Source organism: Streptomyces sp. 549 (assembly GCF_030124175.1).
Classification (GTDB): domain Bacteria; phylum Actinomycetota; class Actinomycetes; order Streptomycetales; family Streptomycetaceae; genus Streptomyces.
Genome location: NZ_JASKMT010000005.1, coordinates 265,991 through 286,474, shown reverse-complemented (window position 1 = coordinate 286,474; position 20,484 = coordinate 265,991). Strand labels below are relative to the sequence as shown.

15 protein-coding genes are annotated in these 20,484 nt (G+C 71.6%); 7 read left to right on the top strand and 8 right to left on the bottom strand.

Annotation, left to right across the window (positions count from 1 at the left end):
• Positions 1 to 5 precede the first annotated feature (5 nt).
• The 3 genes from QNO07_RS09000 to mshC all read left to right on the top strand — a co-directional run bounded on the left by QNO07_RS09000 (position 6) and on the right by mshC (position 2,812).
• A complete protein-coding gene (locus tag QNO07_RS09000) occupies positions 6 to 599 on the top strand; it encodes a DUF3090 domain-containing protein (protein WP_283991159.1) in 594 nt (197 codons plus the stop codon).
• The gene (locus QNO07_RS08995) at positions 560 to 1,444 is read left to right on the top strand and encodes an SCO1664 family protein (protein ID WP_283991158.1); all 885 of its coding nucleotides are present in this window, start codon (positions 560 to 562) and stop codon (positions 1,442 to 1,444) included. The genes QNO07_RS09000 and QNO07_RS08995 overlap by 40 nt, the downstream gene beginning before the upstream one ends.
• 138 nt (positions 1,445 to 1,582) lie before the next feature.
• Complete coding sequence (mshC, locus tag QNO07_RS08990) at positions 1,583 to 2,812, top strand: cysteine--1-D-myo-inosityl 2-amino-2-deoxy-alpha-D-glucopyranoside ligase (protein ID WP_283991157.1); 1,230 nt, start codon at positions 1,583 to 1,585, stop codon at positions 2,810 to 2,812.
• Between the two features lie 48 nt (positions 2,813 to 2,860).
• Here the strand turns inward: mshC and QNO07_RS08985 are convergent, their stop codons facing one another.
• From QNO07_RS08985 to QNO07_RS08960, 6 genes are all read right to left on the bottom strand, one after another.
• The gene (locus tag QNO07_RS08985; protein ID WP_502961805.1) at positions 2,861 to 4,027 is read right to left on the bottom strand and encodes a serine hydrolase domain-containing protein; all 1,167 of its coding nucleotides are present in this window, start codon (positions 4,025 to 4,027) and stop codon (positions 2,861 to 2,863) included.
• Between the two features lie 208 nt (positions 4,028 to 4,235).
• Positions 4,236 to 5,267, bottom strand: a complete 1,032-nt coding sequence (locus QNO07_RS08980; RefSeq protein ID WP_283991155.1) for a PAC2 family protein — start codon at positions 5,265 to 5,267, stop codon at positions 4,236 to 4,238.
• 217 nt (positions 5,268 to 5,484) lie between these two features.
• Positions 5,485 to 7,095 (bottom strand): glycerol-3-phosphate dehydrogenase/oxidase, encoded by a 1,611-nt coding sequence (locus QNO07_RS08975; RefSeq protein WP_283991154.1) that lies wholly within the window; start codon positions 7,093 to 7,095, stop codon positions 5,485 to 5,487.
• A 5-nt stretch (positions 7,096 to 7,100) separates the two neighbouring features.
• Positions 7,101 to 8,627, bottom strand: coding sequence for a glycerol kinase GlpK (gene glpK / locus QNO07_RS08970; RefSeq protein WP_283991153.1), 1,527 nt, complete (start codon positions 8,625 to 8,627; stop codon positions 7,101 to 7,103).
• Positions 8,628 to 8,664: 37 nt separating this feature from the next.
• Entirely contained in the window at positions 8,665 to 9,450 is a 786-nt protein-coding gene (locus QNO07_RS08965; RefSeq protein WP_283991152.1) for an MIP/aquaporin family protein, read from the bottom strand.
• A 172-nt stretch (positions 9,451 to 9,622) separates the two neighbouring features.
• Positions 9,623 to 10,387: an IclR family transcriptional regulator gene (locus tag QNO07_RS08960; protein WP_283991151.1), complete on the bottom strand. Its 765-nt coding sequence runs from the start codon at positions 10,385 to 10,387 to the stop codon at positions 9,623 to 9,625.
• Between the two features lie 221 nt (positions 10,388 to 10,608).
• Between QNO07_RS08960 and metH the strand changes: the two genes are divergently transcribed.
• The 4 genes from metH to QNO07_RS08940 all read left to right on the top strand — a co-directional run bounded on the left by metH (position 10,609) and on the right by QNO07_RS08940 (position 18,597).
• A complete protein-coding gene (metH, locus tag QNO07_RS08955) occupies positions 10,609 to 14,133 on the top strand; it encodes a methionine synthase (RefSeq protein ID WP_283991150.1) in 3,525 nt (1,174 codons plus the stop codon).
• Positions 14,134 to 14,237: 104 nt separating this feature from the next.
• Positions 14,238 to 14,939, top strand: a complete 702-nt coding sequence (locus tag QNO07_RS08950) for an HAD family hydrolase (protein ID WP_283991149.1) — start codon at positions 14,238 to 14,240, stop codon at positions 14,937 to 14,939.
• 393 nt (positions 14,940 to 15,332) lie between these two features.
• The gene (locus QNO07_RS08945) at positions 15,333 to 16,919 is read left to right on the top strand and encodes an ABC transporter substrate-binding protein (RefSeq protein ID WP_283991147.1); all 1,587 of its coding nucleotides are present in this window, start codon (positions 15,333 to 15,335) and stop codon (positions 16,917 to 16,919) included.
• Between the two features lie 85 nt (positions 16,920 to 17,004).
• A complete protein-coding gene (locus QNO07_RS08940; RefSeq protein WP_502961801.1) occupies positions 17,005 to 18,597 on the top strand; it encodes an ABC transporter substrate-binding protein in 1,593 nt (530 codons plus the stop codon).
• Positions 18,598 to 18,690: 93 nt separating this feature from the next.
• Here QNO07_RS08940 and QNO07_RS08935 read toward each other — a convergent pair whose 3' ends face one another.
• Both QNO07_RS08935 and QNO07_RS08930 read right to left on the bottom strand, forming a co-directional pair.
• Positions 18,691 to 19,362 carry a response regulator gene (locus QNO07_RS08935; RefSeq protein WP_283991146.1) on the bottom strand — a complete coding sequence of 224 codons (672 nt, stop codon included), beginning with the start codon at positions 19,360 to 19,362 and terminating at the stop codon, positions 18,691 to 18,693.
• A gap of 108 nt (positions 19,363 to 19,470) precedes the next feature.
• The gene (locus QNO07_RS08930) at positions 19,471 to 20,442 is read right to left on the bottom strand and encodes a RecB family exonuclease (RefSeq protein ID WP_283991145.1); all 972 of its coding nucleotides are present in this window, start codon (positions 20,440 to 20,442) and stop codon (positions 19,471 to 19,473) included.
• Positions 20,443 to 20,484: the final 42 nt, after the last annotated feature.

The following is a 20,484-nucleotide window of genomic DNA, read 5'->3' as shown; positions in this document are numbered from 1 at the left end:
AGGTCGTGTCCCGTCAGGTCTTCCTCTACGACCCCCCGGACCGATTCATCGCCGGCACGGTGGGGCTGCCCGGACGGCGGACCTTCTACCTCCAGGCATCGGACGGCACCCGCACGACGAGCGTCGCCCTGGAGAAGGCCCAGGTGGAGGCGCTCGCCGAGCGCATCGACGAACTGCTCGACGAGGTCGTGCGGCGCACCGGCGGCAGCGCCCCCGTTCCTGCCACCGCGCCGCACGAACTCACCGACACCGCGCCGCTGCAGAGCCCGGTCGAGGAGGAGTTCCGGGTCGGCACCATGGCCCTGGCCTGGGACGGCGAGAGCGAGCGCATGGTCGTCGAGGCGCAGGCGCTGGTGGAGTTGGAGGCGGAGTCCGAGGAGGACCTCGCCGAGGCCGAGGAGCGCCTGCTCCAGGACGAGGACAACGGCCCGCCGATGCTGCGGGTACGGCTCACCGGACCGATGGCCCGCGCCTTCGCCAAGCGCGCCATGGAGGTCGTCAACGCCGGCCGGCCGCCCTGCCCGCTGTGCAGTCTGCCGCTCGACCCGGAGGGACACGTATGCCCGCGCCAGAACGGATACCGCCGCGGGGCGGAGTGAACGCCGAACAGCTGCTCGCCACCGGCGAGCTGACGGTGGTGGGCCACATCCGCGAGGCGTCCAACGCGGTGCTCTACGCCACCGTGTCGCACGGGGACGAGAGCCTGCCGTGCGTCTACAAGCCGACCGCGGGCGAGCGGCCGCTGTGGGACTTCCCCGACGGGACCCTGGCCCGTCGCGAGGTCGCGGCCTACGCCGTCTGCCGCGCCTTGGGCTGGGACCTGGTGCCGCCGACGGTCCTGCGGGAGGGCCCGTACGGCGCGGGCATGTGCCAGCAGTGGCAGGGCCCGCTGCCGGACAGCCCGGAGCCGGAGCGCACGGCGGCCGACGGGCTGCTGGCGCTGGTGGACGGACCTGAGCCCGAGCCGGGCTGGAAGGCCGTGGGCCTGGTCGCCCTGGACGGTGACGAGGGCGACGGCGAGCCCGGGGAGCCGGGTGCGGAGCGCACCGCGCTGCTGGTGCACGCCGACGACGCACGGCTGCGGCGGGTCGCCGTGCTCGACGCCGTGATCAACAACGCCGACCGCAAGGGCGGCCACCTGCTGCCGCAGCCGGACGGCCGGCTGTACGCCATCGACCACGGCGTCACCTTCCACACCGACGACAAGCTGCGCACCCTGCTGTGGGGCTGGGCGGGGGAGGAGCTGCCGGGCGAGGCGCTCACACCGCTGCGCGGCCTCGCCGAGGAGCTGGCCGCCGGTGCCGTGCTCGCCACCCGCCTGGCGGAGCTGCTGAGCGCGGGGGAGCTGGACGCGCTGCGCAAGCGAACCGAGCTGCTGCTGTCCACCGGCCGCCACCCGCTGCCCGGGGGCGCCTGGCCGGCGATCCCCTGGCCGCCCGTGTGACACCCGGACCGGCGCGGACCGGTGCGGCGTCGGCCGACGCGCGGAGCCTCCCGGGAGCCGTTGCGCAAGACCACGGATTCAGCCCTTTGTGCTGGTCCCGTTCGTAGGATCAACATCCGGCCGGTTAGGCTCGACGGCATGCATGCCTGGCCCGCCTCTGAGGTCCCCGCCCTGCCCGGCACGGGCCGCGACCTCCGGATCCACGACACCGCGACCGGCGGGCGAGTGACCCTCGCCCACGGTCCCGTCGCCCGTCTCTACGTCTGCGGCATCACGCCGTACGACGCGACCCACCTGGGGCACGCGGCGACCTACAACGCGTTCGACCTCGTGCAGCGCGTGTGGCTCGACAACCAGCGGCAGGTCCACTACGTGCAGAACGTCACCGACGTCGACGATCCGCTCCTGGAGCGCGCGCTCGCCACCGGCGAGGACTGGGCCGCTCTCGCCGAGCGTGAGACCGCCCTGTTCCGCGAGGACATGACGGCCCTGCGGATGCTGCCGCCCGCCCATTTCGTCGGCGCGGTGGAGGCCATACCCGGCATCGTGCCGCTGGTGGAGCGGCTGCGGGACTCCGGCGCCGCCTACGAACTGGACGGCGACGTCTACTTCTCCGTCGAGTCCGACCCGCACTTCGGTGAGGTCTCCGGCCTGGACGCCGCCACCATGCGGCAGCTGTCCGCCGAGCGCGGCGGCGACCCCGACCGGCCGGGCAAGAAGAACCCGCTCGACCCGATGCTGTGGATGGCAGCCCGGGACGGCGAACCGCACTGGGACGGCCACTCGCTCGGCCCCGGCCGGCCCGGCTGGCACATCGAGTGCGTCGCCATCGCGCTGAAGCACCTCGGCATGGGATTCGACATGCAGGGCGGCGGCTCCGACCTGGCCTTCCCGCACCACGAGATGGGCGCCTCGCACGCCCAGGCGCTCACCGGCGAGTTCCCCTTCGCCCAGTCCTACGTGCACGCCGGCATGGTCGCCCTGGACGGCGAGAAGATGTCGAAGTCCAAGGGCAACCTGGTGTTCGTCTCGGCACTGCGCCGCGCCGGCACCGACCCCGCCGCCATTCGGCTGGCGCTGCTCGCCCACCACTACCGCAGCGACTGGGAGTACACCGAGGCGGTCCTCGACGAGGCCGTCGCCCGGCTCGCCCGGTGGCGCGCGGCGGTCTCCCGGCCCGACGGGCCGGCGGCGGAGGGCATGCTCGACGCCGTCCGCGAGGCGCTCGCCGACGACCTGGACGCGCCCGCCGCGCTGCGGGCGGTGGACCTCTGGGCCGAGACGCAGGCCGCCGTCGGCGGTACCGACGAGGGCGCGCCGGGCCTGGTCTCCCGGACCGTCGACGCCCTGCTCGGCGTCGCACTCTGACGCGACCGGTGCCGGACGCACCCCGTCGGGGTGCGTCCGGCGTGCGCGTCAGCGGCGTTTCGCGCAGACCGCGCGGTCGACGAGCCGGATGCTGGCGGCGGCCTGCTCCAGGAAGCGCTTCTCGTCGCCGAAGCGGGTGGTGAAGACGGCCGCGGCGGCCGACGCCCGCCCGTCCGGGGTCACGGCCGTCTCGGAGACGGTGCCGAAGGAGGTGCCGCCGTGGTACCAGACTCCGTCGGCGCATCCGGGGGCCGGGCGCCAGGCGATGCCCAGCCCGTAGCGTTCCGGACCGCCGTCGTCGCCCACCGGCGCCGGCACGGTGGTGCGCATCTGCGCCAGCTGCGCGGGCGGCAGCAGGTCGCCGCCCATCAGGGCGCGCAGGAAGACGTTCATGTCTGCGGCGGTACTCACCACTCCGCCGTCCGCACCGCCGCCCACCGACACCGTGGTGTCGGTCAGTCCGCGGCGACCGGGGAACTGCGTGTAGCCGGAGGCGGTGGGACGGGGCACGTACGCCGACGTCCCCATGCTCATGGTGCGGCGCAGGCCCAGGGGTTCGACGATCCGCTCGTGGACCGCGTGTTCCCAGGGGCGGCCGGTGACCCTCTCGATGATCATGCCGGCCAGTACGTAGTTGGTGTTGGAGTAGGCCCAACGGGTCTGTGAGCCGGGGTCGTCGGCGTCGGGCAGCCAGCCGGGCGCGCGTGTCATGGCCAGCGCGACCTGCTCCCCGGGCGTCTGCGCGGAGAAGCGGTGCTCGCGGTAGTACGCGGGAGTCAGTTTCTCGGGGTCCTCGAAGAGGATGTCGGTGTAGTCGGTCAGCCCGCTGGTGTGCTGGAGCAGGTTTCGAAGAGTGACGCGGCTGCCGTCGTTGCCGTTCCCGGCCACCACCCCGGGCAGCCTCCGCTCCACCGTGTCGTCGAGGCTCAACGCGCCCTCGGCGACGAGCTGGAGGGCCACCACCGCCACCATCGTCTTGGTGTCGCTGCCGATGCGGTAGTAGGACCGCTGCGGCACGGGCCCGCCCCGCCGCAGGTCGGCGACACCCGACCGGGCGGTGGTGGTGCGACCGGCGGCGTCACGCACCTCCACCAGCAGCCCGGTGGCGCCGGTGTGGCGCACCGCGTCGGCGTCCCTCTGCAGCCGCAGCTGCGCGCCGCCCGCATCCGCCCCGTGCGCGGTGGCTCCGGTGGCCAGCAGGCCGGCGGCCACCATCGCGCCCACGCACACCGCCGCCGTGGTCGTCCTCGCGGCCCTCGCCGCCCTGGCCGGTGCGCGTCGGCCCGGCCCCTTCCCCGCTGTGAGATCCATGTCCAGGACGCTACGGAGGCGCGCTGACGCGAACCATCCGGCTGACCCGCCGCAGGGGGTGGGGCTGACCCGACCCCGGGGAGTCGGGAAGGTGACCGCGGGGGCGGGGTTCTCAGCAGTCGGGGCCGTCGCCGCTCTCGGAGCCCTCACCGGAGGCGGGCGGCTCCGGGGGCTCGTTCGCCTCACCCGGCTTGTGCCACTGCGGCCGGGAACGGCCGCTGCCGGGATCGCGCAGGTAGGAACCCGCGTCGCCGCCCAGGCCACTCTCCGACGCGTGGGTGCCGCCCGGTGGACCGCCTGGCTGACCGTCCCGGCGCCGCAGGTAGCGCTCGAACTCCTTCGCGATCGCCTCGCCGGACGCCTCGGGCAGCTCGGCGGTGTCCCGGGCCTCCTCCAGCGACTGCACGTACTCGGCCACCTCGGTGTCCTCGGCGGCGAGCTGGTCCACGCCCACCTGCCAGGCCCTGGCGTCCTCGGGCAGTTCGCCCAGCGGGATGCGGACGCCCAGCAGGTCCTCCAGCCGGTTCAGCAGGGCCAGCGCCGCCTTCGGGTTGGGCGGTTGCGAGACGTAGTGCGGCACGGCCGCCCACAGGCTGACCGCGGGCACACCGGCGTGCGTACAGGCCTCCTGCAGGATGCCGACGATGCCGGTCGGCCCCTCGTAACGGGACTCCTCCAGGCCCATAGTGCGGGCGAGGTCGGCGTCGGAGGTGATGCCGGTGACCGGAACCGGCCGGGTGTGAGGGGTGTCGCCGAGCAGCGCGCCCAGCACCACGACCATCTCCACGCCCAGCTCGTGGGCGAAGCCCAGCAGCTCGTTGCAGAACGACCGCCACCGCATGCTCGGCTCGATTCCGCGCACCAGGACCAGGTCGCGCGGCTTGTCGCCGCCGATCCGCACCACGGAGAGCCGGGTCGTCGGCCACGTCACCTTGCGCACCCCGTCGTCCAGCCACACGTGCGGCCGGTTGACCTGGAAGTCGTAGTAGTCCTCGGCGTCGAGCGCGGCGAAGACCTCACCCTTCCATTCCCGGTCCAGGTGCCCGACCGCGGTGGAGGCGGCGTCGCCGGCGTCGTTCCAGCCTTCGAACGCGGCCACCATGACCGGGTCGACCAGCTCGGGAACCCCCTCGAGCTCGATCACCCAGTGCCTCCTTCCAGTGCCGGACGCAGGCGAGACGCCCCTGTCCGGCTGCCGTTCGTGTTGCGTGCGGGCCCAGCCTACGGCGTGACCTTGCCCAAGCCGCAGCCCTCGCACGCCTATCCGTCCGGCACCGCCGCGCCCGCACCCGCTCCCGGGCAGACGTGGGGCCCGGGGGTCCGCCGTCACCTGCGGCGGACCCCCGGGCCCCTGGGACGGCTCAGGCGTCGCGGGCGTCGAGCAGCTGCTGCACGCGCTCGCGCACCTCGGGGGTGTCCAGGCCGCGCACGGTCAGCGTGGTGCGGCGCCGCAGCACGTCGTCCGCCGTCATGGCCCACTCCTGGTCCCGTGCGTAGACGACCTGCGCCCAGATCTCCGGCCCGTCGGGGTGGATGCGCTCGCCCAGTGCCGGGTCCTGGGCCACCAGCCGCGCGATGTCGAACGACAGCGAGCCGTAGTGGGTGGCCAGGTGGCGGGCCGTCAGCGGGTCCGGGCGGGTGCCCGGGTCGCGGTCGACCATCAGCCGGTGGGCGACCGCGTTCGGGTTGGCGATGCCCGGCAGCGGCACCCGGCGCGGCAGCGTGGACACCGGCTGCATGTCCTCGCTCAGCAGCCCGCCGGGCAGCTTGGCCAGCCGGTTCATCACCGTGCGGCCGATGTGCCGGTACGTCGTCCACTTGCCGCCCGCCACGGACAGCATGCCGCCGCGCCCCTCGGAGACCACCGTCTCGCGCTTCGCCGACTCCACGCCGCCGGGGCCGCCGGGAAGTACCCGAAGGCCGGCGAAGGCGTAGGTGATCAGGTCGCGCGACAGGTGCTCGTCGCGGACCGAGATCGCCGCCTCGTCCAGGATCTGGTCGATGTCGGCGTCGGTCGCGGCGACCTCCGCGGGGTCACCCTCGTACTTCTCGTCGGTGGTGCCCAGCATCAGCTGGTCCTCCCACGGCAGCGCGAAGGTGATGCGGTACTTGTCGATCGGCGTGGCCAGCGCGGCCTTCCACGGCGCGCGCCGCTTCAGGACCACGTGCGCCCCCTTGGAGAGGCGGATGCTCGGTGCCGCACCCGCGTGCTCCATGCGCCGCAGGTGGTCCACCCACGGCCCCGTGGCGTTGAGCACCAGCCGGGCGTTCACCCCGAACTCGGAACCGTCGAGACGGTCCTTCAGTTCGGCGCCGGTTACCCGGCCGTGGGTGAAGCGCAGCCCGGTGACCTCGGCGTGGTTGAGCACCACGGCACCGGACTCCACCGCCGCCCGGACCGTCATCACGGCCACCCGGGAGTCGTTCATCTGGTGGTCGCCGTAGACCGCGACCGCCTTCAGGTTCTCGGTGCGCAGTCCCGGGTTGTCCGCCGCGGCCTTGGCGGGCGAGATGACCCGCCCGACGCCGTCCCCGAACGCGGACAGCGCCGAGTAGGCGAAGACGCCCGCACCGAGCTTGGCGGCGCCGTGCGGCCCGCCCTTGTAGACGGGCAGGTAGAAGGTGAGCGGGTTGACGAGGTGCGGGGCCACGTCCTTGGCCAGCACCCGACGCTCGTGATGGTTCTCCGCGACCAGCTTGACGGAGCCGGTCTGCAGGTAGCGCAGCCCGCCGTGCACCAGCTTGGAGGACGCGGACGAGGTGGCGCCGGCGAAGTCGCCGGCGTCCACCATCGCCACCCGCAGCCCCGACTGCGCCGCATGCCAGGCGACCGAGGTGCCCAGGATGCCGCCGCCGATGACCAGGAGGTCGTACGTCGCGTTCGCGAGTAGTTCTCTGGCCTCGGCCCGGCCTGGGTTGGGACCGGCAGCCGGGTGCGCCCCGAGGGTGGGGACGCTCTGCAGGGTGTTCATTCTGATCAGTTCTCCTCTTCGATCCAGCCCATGGTCCGCTCGACGGCCTTGAGCCAGTTCTTGTACTCGCGGTCGCGGGTCTCCGCGTCCATTCGGGGGGTCCATTCGGCGGCCCGGCGCCAGTTGGCGCGCAGCGTGTCGGTGTCGGGCCAGTAGCCGACGGCGAGGCCGGCGGCGTAGGCGGCGCCGAGGCAGGTGGTCTCGGCGACCATCGGGCGCACCACGGGCGCGTCGACGAAGTCGGCGATGTTCTGCATCAGCAGGTTGTTCGACGTCATGCCGCCGTCGACCTTCAGCGCGGTCAGCTCCACGCCGGAGTCCTTCGACATGGCGTCGACGATCTCCCGGGTCTGCCAGGCGGTCGCCTCCAGCACGGCCCTGGCCAGGTGCGCCTTGGTCACGTACCGGGTCAGGCCGGCGATGACGCCCCGGGCGTCGGAGCGCCAGTAGGGGGCGAAAAGGCCGGAGAAGGCCGGCACGAAGTAGGCACCGCCGTTGTCCTCGACGGAGCTGGCGAGCGTCTCGATCTCCGCCGCGGTGCTGATCAGCCCCATCTGGTCGCGCATCCACTGCACGAGCGAACCGGTGACCGCGATCGAGCCCTCCAGGGCGTAGACCGGGTCCTGGTCGCCGATGCGGTAGCCGACGGTGGTGAGCAAGCCGTTGTAGGAGTTGATCGGCTCGGTGCCGGTGTTCATCAGCAGGAAGGTGCCGGTGCCGTAGGTGGACTTGCCCTCACCGGTGGAGAAGCAGGTCTGGCCGAACAGCGCGGCCTGCTGGTCGCCGAGGGCGGAGGCCACCGGCACGCCGGCCAGCGCGCCGCTGGCGGCCTCGCCGTACACCTCGGCGGAGGAGCGGATCTCGGGCAGCAGCTCCATGGGCACACCCATGGAGTCGCAGATCTTCTCGTCCCAGGCCATGGTGTGGAGGTTCATCAGCATGGTGCGGCTGGCGTTGGTGACGTCCGTGACGTGCACGCCGCCGTCGGTGCCGCCGGTGAGGTTCCAGATGACCCAGGAGTCCATGGTGCCGAAGAGGATCTCGCCGCGCTCGGCGCGCTCGCGCAGGCCCTCGACGTTGTCCAGCAGCCAGCGGATCTTGGGGCCGGCGAAGTAGGACGCGAGCGGCAGCCCGGTCTGGCGGCGGAAGCGGTCCTGGCCCACGTTGCGGCCCAGTTCCTTGCAGAGCGCGTCGGTACGGGTGTCCTGCCAGACCAGTGCGTTGTGCACCGGCTCGCCGGTGGCCTTGTCCCAGAGCAGCGTCGTCTCGCGCTGGTTGGTGATGCCGATCGCCTTGACGTCGTCACGGGTGATCCCGGCCTTGCGCACGGCCCCGTCGACGACCTCCTGGACGTTGGTCCAGATCTCCGCGGCGTCGTGCTCGACCCAGCCGGGCTTGGGGAAGATCTGCTCGTGCTCCTTCTGGTCGACGGCGACGATGCGGCCGTCGGTGTCGAAGACGATGCAGCGGCTGGAGGTGGTGCCCTGGTCGATCGCGGCGATGAACGGGCCGGTGGAGTGGCTGTCAGTCATTGTGGAAGCTCCCGGAAGTCGAAGTGGTCGAAGGTCCTCAGGCGAACGCGAGCTGGTAGATGCCGCCGGCCAGCGCGCCACCGATCAGCGGTCCGACGACGGGTACCCAGGCGTATGCCCAGTCCGACCCGCCCTTGTTCGGCAGCGGCAGCAGCGAGTGAACTATGCGCGGGCCGAGGTCGCGGGCCGGGTTGATCGCGTAACCGGTCGGTCCGCCCAGCGACAGGCCGATCGACACGACGACCAGCGAGACGATCAGCACGCCGAGCGGGCCGAGGCCGTCACCGTCCTGGTTCAGGCCCTGGGTCAGGATGGCGAGTACCAGGACGACGGTGGCGATAATCTCCGTTGCGAGGTTCTGCCAGTACTTCCTGATCTCCGGGCCGGTGGAGAAGATGCCCAGCACCGGACCGGGGCCGGCGGTCTTCGGCTTCTGCGTGGGGTCGCGGTCGGCCTCGCCGACGATCTCGCGGTCCGTCAGGTGGCTGTGGAACTGGCCGTAGTAGGCGATCCACACCAGCGCGGCGCCGATCATCGCGCCGATCAGCTGGGAGATGACGTAGAGCGGCACGTCGGCCCACTCCGTGCCGCCCTGGACCGCCAGGCCCACGGTGACGGCCGGGTTGATGTGCGCGCCCGACACGCCGGCCACCATGTAGGCGGCGGTGAGCACGGCCATGCCCCAGCCGAAGGCGATGGCGACCCAGCCGGCGTTGTACGCCTTCGAGCGCTTGAAGGTCACAGCGGCGCAGACGCCGCCGCCCAGGAGGATGAGAACGGCGGTTCCGATGATCTCGCCGATGATGATGTCGGAGCTGGACACCCGCGACTCCTTTGTTCACAGGGGGATGGCGGAACCGGGTCCCGTCCGGTGTTCGACATTGTCGACCGCCGAACGGCAGTGTTGTCCTCCTCGGGGGCATCGTCAAGAGGTTGGGTAACGGGCTCTTCGAACGTGTCTCAATTGTGGCTTGCAGTGGCGCAGGCGGCCTGTTCTAGAAGCGGCTGGCCCCGAGGTCGCGGGACACCGAGCGTGCGCAGTCGCGTACGGAGGCGATGAGTCCTGGTCGGATGGCGCCGTTCTCACAGAGGCGCTCCACCGCCCCGGTCACGCCGACCGCCCCCACCGGCAGCCTGCGGCGGTCGTGGATGGGTGCGGCGACGGAGGCCACGCCCTCCCAGGTCTCCTCCAGGTCGGACGCCCACCCCCGCGCCCTGGCCAGTTCGAGGCAGCCCTCCAGGTCGGAGAGTCCGGTCGTGGTCCGTTCGGTGAACGCCTGCCGCTCGCCGTCCACCAGTTCGCTGTGCGCCACGGGGTCGTAGGCCGCCAGTATCTTGCCCATGGCGGTGCTGTGCAGCGGCTGCATCGCGCCGATCTCCAGCACCTGCCGGCTGTCGTCCGGCCGGAAGACGTGGTGCACCACCAGCACGCCCTGCTGGTGGAGCACCCCCAGGTAGACCGCCTCGCCGCTGGATCGGGCCAGGTCGTCCGACCAGACCAGGGCACGGGCGCGCAGCTCGTGCACGTCGAGGTAGCTGTTGCCCAGGCGGAGCAGCTCCGCGCCCAGCTGGTAGCGGCCGGACGCCTCGTCCTGCTCGACGAAGCCCTCCTGCTGGAGGGTGCGCAGCAGGCCGTGGGCGGTGCCCTTGGCGAGCCCGAGGGTGGACGCGATGTCGGAAAGTCCGAGTCGGCGCTCGCCGCCGGCGAGCAGGCGCAGTACCGCAGCTGCCCGCTCCAGGGACTGGATACTCCGGGCCATCGGTCAAACCTCTTTCTCCCGGGCCGGCCTACCGGCCGGTGGTCGACAATGCCGAACGGTATCGGATCATGTCGTTCCCGTGGTAATCGATGCGAGTCTACGGCGGTCCACGCCTCGGAACGCCTCAGGGCGGGAAAGGGCCGTGCGGATACCCTTGCCGGGTGCGTCCGCCCCACACCGGACGCAAAGCCGACAGCCGTCGCACTCCAGGGAGCACCCACATGTCCTCGCACCACGCGCCGACAACACCCGCCGCCGAACCTGAGACCCTCCGCGAGGCACTCGCCTCCCGGGTCGTGGTCGCAGACGGCGCCATGGGCACGATGCTCCAGGACCAGGACCCGACGATGGAGGACTTCCAGCAGCTGGAGGGCTGCAACGAGATCCTCAACATCACCCGCCCCGACATCGTCGCCTCCGTGCACGAGGCGTACTTCGCGGTGGGCGTCGACTGCGTCGAGACCAACACCTTCGGCGCCAACCACGCCGCACTGGCCGAGTACGACATCCCCGAGCGGGTCTTCGAACTGTCGGAGTCCGGCGCCCGGATCGCCCGCGAGGTCGCCGACCGCTTCACCGGCGGTGACGGCCGCGCCCGCTGGGTGCTCGGCTCGATGGGCCCCGGCACCAAGCTGCCCACCCTCGGCCACGCCCCCTACGCCACCCTGCGGGACGCCTACCAGGCCAACGCCGAGGGCCTTGTCGCCGGCGGCGCAGACGCCCTGCTGGTGGAGACCACCCAGGACCTGCTGCAGACCAAGGCCGCCGTGGTCGGGGCCCGGCGTGCGCTCGCCGCGGTCGGGGGCGCCGACCTGCCGGTGATCGTCTCGGTCACCGTGGAGACGACCGGCACCATGCTGCTGGGCTCGGAGATCGGCGCCGCACTGACCGCGCTCGAACCGCTCGGCATCGACATGATCGGCATGAACTGCGCGACCGGCCCCGCCGAGATGAGCGAGCATCTGCGCTACCTCTCCCGCCACTCCCGGGTCCCGCTGCTGTGCATGCCGAACGCCGGCCTGCCCGTGCTGGGCAAGGACGGGGCGCACTACCCGCTGACCCCCGGCGAGCTGGCCGACGCGCAGCAGAACTTCGTCAGCGACTACGGCCTGTCCCTGGTGGGCGGCTGCTGCGGCACGACGCCCGAGCACCTGCGCCAGGTCGTCGAGCGGGTCAGGGGTGCGGAGCTGGCACCGCGCGACCCGCGCCCCGAGCCGGGCGCCGCCTCGCTCTACCAGACGGTCCCCTTCCGTCAGGACACCGCCTACCTGGCGATCGGCGAGCGCACCAACGCCAACGGGTCGAAGAAGTTCCGCACCGCGATGCTGGAGGGGCGCTGGGACGACTGCGTGGAGATGGCCCGCGACCAGATCCGCGAGGGCGCCCACATGCTGGACCTGTGCGTGGACTACGTCGGTCGGGACGGCGCCGCCGACATGGCGGAGCTGGCCGGCCGGTTCGCCACCGCCTCCACGCTGCCGATCGTCCTGGACTCCACCGAGATCGAGGTGCTGCGGGCGGGTCTGGAGAAGCTGGGCGGCCGGGCCGTCATCAACTCCGTGAACTACGAGGACGGTGACGGCCCCGACTCGCGCTTCGCCAAGGTGACCGCGCTCGCCGCGGAGCACGGCGCCGCCCTGATCGCGCTGACCATCGACGAGGAGGGCCAGGCCCGCACCGTCGAGCACAAGGTCGCCGTCGCCGAGCGGCTGATCGAGGACCTGACCGGCAACTGGGGCGTGCGCGAGGAGGACATCCTCGTCGACTGCCTCACCTTCACCATCTGCACGGGCCAGGAGGAGTCCCGCAAGGACGGGGTCGCCACCATCGAGGCCATCCGGGAGCTGAAGCGGCGCCACCCCGAGGTGCAGACCACGCTGGGCCTGTCCAACATCTCCTTCGGCCTGAACCCCGCCGCGCGCATCGTGCTCAACTCGGTCTTCCTCGACGAGTGCGTCAAGGCCGGTCTGGACTCGGCCATCGTGCACGCGTCGAAGATCATGCCGATCGCCCGCCTGGAGGACGAGCAGGTCGAGGTCGCACTCGACCTGATCCACGACCGCCGACGCGAGGGCTACGACCCGCTGCAGCGACTGCTCGAACTGTTCGAGGGGGTCGACGCCACTTCCGTACGCGCCACCCGGGCGGAGGAGCTGGCCGCACTCCCGCTCGACGAGCGCCTGCAGCGCCGCATCATCGACGGCGAGCGCAACGGTCTGGAGGCCGACCTGGACGAGGCGCTGCAGACCAGGCCCGCGCTGGACATCGTCAACGACACCCTGCTGGCGGGCATGAAGGTGGTCGGTGAGCTGTTCGGCTCCGGGCAGATGCAGCTGCCCTTCGTGCTCCAGTCCGCCGAGGTGATGAAGACGGCCGTCGCGCACCTGGAACCGCACATGGAGAAGGCCGCGGACGGTGAGGCCGCCGAAGGCAAGGGCACGATCGTGCTGGCCACCGTGCGCGGCGACGTGCACGACATCGGCAAGAACCTCGTCGACATCATCCTCTCCAACAACGGCTACACGGTGGTGAACCTGGGCATCAAGCAGCCCGTCGGCGCGATCCTGGACGCCGCCAAGGAGCACCGGGCCGACGTCATCGGCATGTCGGGGCTGCTGGTGAAGTCCACGGTGATCATGAAGGAGAACCTGCAGGAGCTGAACTCGCGGGGCATGGCCGCCGACTACCCGGTCATCCTCGGCGGCGCCGCCCTCACCCGCGCCTACGTCGAGCAGGACCTGCACGAGGTCTACCAGGGCGAGGTCCGCTACGCCCGCGACGCCTTCGAGGGGCTGCGCCTGATGGACGCACTCATCGCGGTCAAGCGCGGCGTCCCCGGGGCCGCGCTGCCCGAACTGAGGCAGCGCCGGGTGGCCCGCCGCGACAGCGGCGCGGCGTCCGTCGAGGAGGTCGAGGACACCACCCGTTCCGACGTGGCAGCCGACAACCCGGTGCCCGAGCCGCCGTTCTGGGGCACCCGGGTCAGCAAGGGCATCCAGCTCAAGGAGTACGCCTCCTGGCTGGACGAGGGCGCCCTCTTCAAGGGCCAGTGGGGGCTGAAGCAGGCGCGCAGCGGGGACGGGCCGGGCTACGAGGAGCTGGTCGAGACCGAGGGCCGCCCGCGGCTGCGCGGACTGCTGGACAAGCTGCACACGGACAACCTGCTGGAAGCGGCCGTCGTCCACGGCTACTTCCCGTGCCACTCCGAGGGCAACGACCTCGTCCTGCTCCACGACGACGGCTCCGAGCGCACCCGCTTCACCTTCCCCCGCCAGCGCCGGGGGCGGCGACTGTGCCTCGCGGACTTCTTCCGGCCCAGGGAGTCGGGACAGACCGACGTCGTCGGCCTCCAGGTCGTCACCGTCGGCTCCCGCATCGGTGAGGCCACCGCCGACCTCTTCGCCGCCGACTCCTACCGGGACTACCTGGAGCTGCACGGCCTGTCGGTGCAGCTCGCGGAGGCTCTGGCGGAGTACTGGCACGCCCGGGTGCGCGCGGAACTCGGGTTCGCCGCCGAGGACCCCGAGGCCATGGAGGACATGTTCGCGCTGCGCTACCGGGGCGCCCGCTTCTCCCTCGGCTACGGGGCCTGCCCCGAGCTGGCCGACCGGGCGAAGATCGCCGAGCTGCTCCAGCCCGAGCGCATCGGGGTGAAGCTCTCCGAGGAGTACCAGCTGCACCCGGAGCAGTCCACCGACGCCATCGTGCTGCACCACCCGGACGCCACGTACTTCAACGCCCGGTAGCTGACAGCCGTACCCCGCGTACAATGATCGGTCCGGTAGAGGCCGGTTGCCCTTCTTCACCGAAGCGGCAACCGGCCTTCCCGTTCCTACGGAGGTGTACGCGGATGACCAGCTCGATCCCCGCCCTTGCCACCCGTTCGGCGGAGGGCTCGGCGCTGCAGGCCGTGCTGCTCGACATGGACGGCACTCTCGTGGACACCGAGGACTACTGGTGGGACGCCGAGAGGGAGGTGTTCGCGCAGCTCGGGCACCACCTCGCCGACCACCACCGCGAGGTCGTCGTGGGCGGGCCCATGAGCCGCAGCGCCGCCTACCTGATCGGGGTCACCGGCGCGGACATCACCGTCGACGAGCTGACACCGCTGCTGAACTCGACCTTCACCGCGCGGCTGGAGCAAGGCGTCACCCTGATGCCCGGGGCGGGCCGGCTGCTGAGCCAGCTGGCAGCCCACGAGGTGCCCACCGCGCTCGTGTCCGCCTCGCACCGGACGGTCATCGACCGGGTACTGGCCTCCGTCGGCTCGGAGTACTTCCACCTCTCGGTGGCGGGCGACGAGGTCGAGCGGACCAAGCCGCACCCGGAGCCCTACCTGACGGCGGCCCGCCTGCTGGGCGCGGAGCCGGGCCGGTGCGCGGTCGTGGAGGACACCGTCACCGGGGTCACCGCCGCCGAGGCCGCCGGCTGCCGTGTGGTGGCCGTGCCCTCCATCAGCAGGATCGAGCCTGTGCCCGGCCGCACCGTGGTCCGCTCTTTGGAACAGGTCGACCTGCCCTTTCTGCGCTCTCTGATCACACCCGGGCACTGAGTGTGCCGTTCCGGTCGGAACGCGAAAACTGCCGGTGAACACCCCGCGTCGGGTCGTCATTCTCCGTGATGTATCCGGTGGCCTGATCCGGCCTGTCCGCTTTTCGGGGATCCGGGTGATCCTGGTCACCCCGTGCCGGTCGGTCGGCGGCGCCGACGGACGCCCCTTGGGGGCTTTGCCGGGCTTGTGACGCACCCATGTGTCCGGATTGGTGGCGGCTCGCACTGTTCACGCAGCCGTCCGGATAGCGGATGCGGCAGGCGTGGCAGGCCTGCGGGTGTGCTGCGCCGCGGCTCCGGATTCAGGGGGCGGCTATCCCAACTACTAATCTCTGCTTGCCGGCACCACGCATTACCAGGAACCGCCCGGCGCCGGCTGAGGAGACCACCGAACATGAATCGCAGAATCGTCGTGCTGCCCGCGCTGACGGGAGTTCTGGCCGTCGCACTCGCCGGGTGCGGTGCGCAGGAGGGACCGGCGGCCGGGGGTGACACGATCGTCGTCGGTACCACCGACACCTTCTCGGCCTCGAAGGAGACCCCCGCGCCCTTCGACCCGGCGGCGGCGTACGACGTGGCCTCCTGGAACGTCCTGCGCAACACCTACCAGTCCCTGCTGAGGCTGCCCCGGTCGGGCACCGAGCCGGAGCCGGACGCCGCCGACACCTGCGCGTTCACCGACTCCCGCAACGAGCAGTACCGCTGCACCCTCAAGGGCGGGCAGAAGTTCTCCAACGGCAGCGAGCTCACCGCCGAGGACGTGGAGTTCTCCATCCGGCGGGTGCTCGCGATCAAGGACCCCAACGGCCCCTCGTCGCTGCTGAGCAACATCGACAAGGTGGAGGCCCCCTCCGGCAAGGAGGTGGTGTTCCACCTGAAGAAGCCGGACGCCACCTTCCCGTACAAGCTGGCCACTCCGGCCGCCGCCATCGTCGACAGCGACGTGTACCCGGCCAAGGGTCTGTACGAGGGCGTGCAGGTGGTCGGCTCCGGCCCCTACACGGTCGAGTCCGTCGACGAGGACCGCGCCGTCCTGGGCCGCAACGGCAACTACAGCGGCACGCTCGAACTCAAGAACAAGAAGATCGAGATGCGCTTCTTCAGCGACTCCGAGAAGTTGGAGTCCGCCCTGAAGAGCGGCAGCGTGGACCTGGTCAACCGCACACTGTCCCCCGAGCAGATCGCGGGCCTGGAGGACTCGGACGGCGTGAACCTGGTCGAGATGCCCGGTCAGGGCATCCGCTACCTGGTCTTCAACACCGACGCCCCCGCCGTCCAGGACAAGGCCGTGCGGCAGGCCGTCGCCCAGCTGGTGGACCGGAAGGCCCTGGTCAGGGACGTCTACCAGCGCACCGCAGAACCGCTGTACTCCCTGGTCCCCGGCGGGCTGCCGTCCCACCGCAACTCGTTCTACAACACCTACGGCGAGCCCGACAGGGAAGCCGCCCGCGCGCTGCTCGCCGACGCGGGTGTCGAGACCCCGGTGCGCCTCACGCTGACGCACACCACGGACTACTACGGGCCCGCGACCGGCGAGGAGTTCGAGGCGCTGCGCGACCAGCTCAACCGCAGCGGGCTGTTCGAGGTGAAGGTGAAGGGCGTGCCGTGGAAGTCCTACCGGCCGGCTGCCACCGACCGCGCGTACGAGGTCTACGGCATGGGGTGGGTCCCGGACTTCCCCGACGCGGAGAACTTCATCGCGCCGTTCTTCGGCAAGGACAACTTCCTCAACATGCCGTACCGGAACCGCAAGATCACCGAGCAGCTGCTGCCGCAGTCCCGGACCCGCACCGAGCGGGCCGCGGCCACGGCGGACTTCGTCCGCGCACAGGACCTCATCGCTGAGGACGTGCCCGTGCTGCCGCTGTGGCAGGGCAAGCAGTACCTCGCCGCGCGCGACGGCCTCACCGGCGTCGAGTGGGCCCTGAACTCCTCCGCGGTGCTCCAGCTGTGGGAGCTGGGCCGCGGTGCGCAGAGCTGATCCCGGGGCGGGCCGGCCGGGCCGCCGCGAAACACGGTCGACGGGCACCGGCCCGCCGACCGCCGAACGAAGTGGGAACGTGCGCGTGAGCAACCGAAAGAAGCGGGCGGCGCTGCCCGCGGCCACGGCCGCCATGGCGGTGCTGCTGAGCGGCTGCGGCGCCAGCGACAACGGCAGCGTCGGCAAGGACGCCCGGATCAGCATGGGCATGACCGACAAGGTGTTCTCCACCGACCCGGCCTCCGGCTACGACCCGGGGTCCTGGCTGGTCTTCAACAACGTCTTCCAGTCGTTGCTGAGCTTCCCCAAGGGCAGCACCGAACCGCAGCCCGAGGCCGCCGAGCAGTGCGGCTTCACCGACCGCAAGAGCCGCGTCTTCCGCTGCACGCTCAAGAACGGCCTGAAGTTCAGCAACGGCAACGACCTCACCGCCAAGGACGTCAAGCACTCCTTCGACCGGACCCTGAAGATCAACGACGAGGACGGCCCGGCCGTCATGCTCCAGTCGATCGACAGTGTGGAGACCCCCGACGCGCGCACGGTCGTCTTCAAGCTCAACACCTCAGACGCGACCTTCCCGCAGAAGATCGCCTCCGGTGCCGGTTCCATCGTGGACCACCGCGAGTACCCGGCCGACGCGCTGCGTGAGGACAACAAGGCTGCCGGCTCGGGCGTCTACACCCTCGACAGCTTCAACGACGAGGAGGCCGTCTTCTCGGCCAACGGCGACTACCGCGGTGCCGCCGAGGCGCAGAACTCCGGGCTGCGGCTGCGCTTCTACGACGACCACGGCGATCTCCGCGAGGCATTGGACCGCCGGGACGTCGACCTGGCCTACCGCGGACTGTCCGCCGAGGACATCGCCGAGCTGGAGAACTCCACGACCAGCGCCAAGAACGGCATCAAGATCGTCGAGGGCAGCAGCGCCGAGGTCCACCACCTGGTGTTCAACCTGGACGACCCGGTGGCCGGACAGACCGGCGTACGCGAGGCCATCGCCTACCTCGTCGACCGGTCCACCCTCATGCGCGACGTCTACCAGCGCACCGCCGAACCGCTCTACTCCCTCGTCCCGGCCGGGATCACCGGCCACAACACGGCCTTCTTCGACCGGTTCGGCGAGCGCCCCCAGCCCAAGAAGGCCGCCGCGGCCCTGCGGGCGGAGGGCATCACCGACAAGGTGGAACTCACCCTGTGGTCCACCCCCGTGCGCTACGGCCCGGCCACCGACGCCGAGTTGGAGGCCATCGCCGCCCAGCTCAACGCCAGCGGCCTGTTCGACGCCGACGTCAAGAGCGTGGAACTCAGCCGGTACGAGGCGGACATCGCCAAGGGCAAGTACGGCGTCTACGTGAAGGGCTGGGTGCCCGACTACCCGGACGCCGACAACTTCACCGCCCCCTTCTTCGGCGACGGCAACGTGCTGCACAACAACTACGACGCCGGACGCATCACCGACGACCTGCTGCCCAGGACCGCCGCTCAGAGCAACCGGTCCGCCACCGTCGAGGACTTCGCCGCCATCCAGGACCAGGTGGCCGAGGACCTGCCGCTGCTGCCGATCTGGCAGGGCAAGCAGTACGCCGTCGCACAGGACAACATCGCCGGACTGGAGTGGACGCTCGACGCCTCCACCGTCTTCCGCTTCTGGGAGATCAGCAAGAACGCGCAGGACTGAGCCACCCGGCGGCTGCGCCGCCCGCGGAGCTGTGGACGCCCTCCCCGCCCCCGCCAGGGGCCGGGGAGGGCGTCCACAGCTCCGCGGGCCGCCTCACTGCGCGCCGGGACGCACCAGGCCGCTCTCGTAGGCGTACACCGCTGCCTGGACCCGGTCCCGCAGCCCCAGCTTGGTCAGCACATGGCCCACGTGCGTCTTCACCGTCGTCTCGCTGACGAACAGGTCCGCGGCGATCTCCGCGTTCGACAGCCCCCGGGCCACCAGCTTCAGCACCTCCACCTCCCGGTCGGTGAGCGTGTGCAGGGTGTCCGGAACCGGGTCGTCGCCCGTCGGCAGCCGCTCGGCGTACTTGTCCAGCAGCCGCCGGGTGATGCTGGGCGCGAGCATCGCCTCACCGGCGGCCACCACCCGGATCGCCTGCACCAGCTCCTGGGCCGGGGCGTCCTTCAGCAGGAAGCCGCTGGCGCCCGCCCGCAGCGCCTCGACCACGTACTCGTCCAGGTCGAAGGTCGTCAGCACCAGCACCTTCGCCGGGCCGTCCTTGGCCGGCCCGGTGATCTGGCGGGTCGCCTCCACGCCGTCCATCCGCGGCATGCGGATGTCCATCAGCACCACGTCGGGTTGCAGGACCCGCACCTGGTCCAGGGCCTGCAGGCCGTCCCCGGCCTCGCCGACCACCGCGAGGTCCGCTTCGGCCTCCAGGATCATCCGGAAGCCGGTGCGCAGCAGTGGCTGATCGTCCACCAGCAGGACGCGGATTGCCACGGGAACTCCTTCACATGCCGCCGGGTGGGAACGCGCCCATTGTCGCCCAACACCGCGCCGAAGATCCCGCCGGGCTGCCCGCCGCCCCCGACCGGCCGCCGAGGCCGGCTACGGACGCGGGTCGGGCCCCGACTGCGAGGCCGTCCCCTCGTCCGCCGCACCGGAGGCGGCAGCCGTGCCGGCGGGCGCCTCCGTGGCGGGGGCGGCAGCCGCCGGGCCGGACGGGAGATCGTCCAGCGGCAGCCTGGGCTGGATCATCAGCGGGTAGGCCGGGGGAGTGCCGCCGAACTCCGGACACCGCGCCTGGTGGTCGCACCAGTCGCACAGCCGGCTGCGCTTCGGCCGCCAGTCGCCGGAGTCCGTCGCCAGCTGGATGGCCTCCCACAGGGCCAGCAGCTTGCGCTCCACCGCGGCGAGGTCGTCCTCGTTCGGATCGTAGGTGAGCACGTCGCCACTGCCGAGGTAGACCAGCTGGAGCCGCCGCGGCACCACGCCCCGCAGCCGCCACAGGACCAGCGCGTAGAACTTCATCTGGAACATCGGGCCCGCCGCGTACTCCGGGCGCGGCGCCTTGCCCGTCTTGTAGTCCACGATGCGCACGTCACCGGAGGGCGCGATGTCCACCCGGTCGATGATGCCGCGCAACCGCAGACCCGAGTCGAGCTTCGCCTCCACGAAGAGCTCCCGCTCCGCGGGCTCCAGCCGCGTCGGGTCCTCCAGCGAGAACCACCGCTCCACCAGCGCCTCGGCTTCCGCCAGCCAGCGCGCCAGCTCCGCGTCCTCCTCGGTGTCGGCCGCGAACAGCTCCGCGAGTTCCGGCCGCTTCGCCAGCAGCCGCTCCCACTCGCCCGCCACCAGCCCGCGCGCCCGCGGCACGCTGCGCTGCGCCGCGGGGCTGTCGAACAAGCGCTCCAGCACCGCGTGCACCACGGTGCCCCGGGCAGCCGCCGCGCTCGGCTTCTCCGGCAGCTTGTCGATCACCCGGAAGCGGTACAGCAGCGGGCACTGCATGAAGTCGGCCGCCCGCGAGGGGGACAGCGAGCGGGGCGGCGCGGCGGGCCGGTCGGCGGTGGTTCCCATGGACCAAGACCCTAAGGCCCGACACTGACACCGGGGCACATA

Excerpts from the sequence above, each read along its gene's own strand:
- QNO07_RS08995 (WP_283991158.1), top strand. The coding sequence starts at position 560 with ATGCCCGCGCCAGAACGGATACCGCCGCGGGGCGGAGTGAACGCCGAA.
- mshC (WP_283991157.1), top strand. The coding sequence starts at position 1,583 with ATGCATGCCTGGCCCGCCTCTGAGGTCCCCGCCCTGCCCGGCACGGGC.
- QNO07_RS08985 (WP_502961805.1), bottom strand. The coding sequence starts at position 4,027 with ATGGTGGCCGCCGGCCTGCTGGCCACCGGAGCCACCGCGCACGGGGCG.
- QNO07_RS08975 (WP_283991154.1), bottom strand. The coding sequence starts at position 7,095 with ATGAACACCCTGCAGAGCGTCCCCACCCTCGGGGCGCACCCGGCTGCC.
- glpK (WP_283991153.1), bottom strand. The coding sequence starts at position 8,627 with ATGACTGACAGCCACTCCACCGGCCCGTTCATCGCCGCGATCGACCAG.
- QNO07_RS08960 (WP_283991151.1), bottom strand. The coding sequence starts at position 10,387 with ATGGCCCGGAGTATCCAGTCCCTGGAGCGGGCAGCTGCGGTACTGCGC.
- metH (WP_283991150.1), top strand. The coding sequence starts at position 10,609 with ATGTCCTCGCACCACGCGCCGACAACACCCGCCGCCGAACCTGAGACC.
- QNO07_RS08950 (WP_283991149.1), top strand. The coding sequence starts at position 14,238 with ATGACCAGCTCGATCCCCGCCCTTGCCACCCGTTCGGCGGAGGGCTCG.
- QNO07_RS08945 (WP_283991147.1), top strand. The coding sequence starts at position 15,333 with ATGAATCGCAGAATCGTCGTGCTGCCCGCGCTGACGGGAGTTCTGGCC.
- QNO07_RS08930 (WP_283991145.1), bottom strand. The coding sequence starts at position 20,442 with ATGGGAACCACCGCCGACCGGCCCGCCGCGCCGCCCCGCTCGCTGTCC.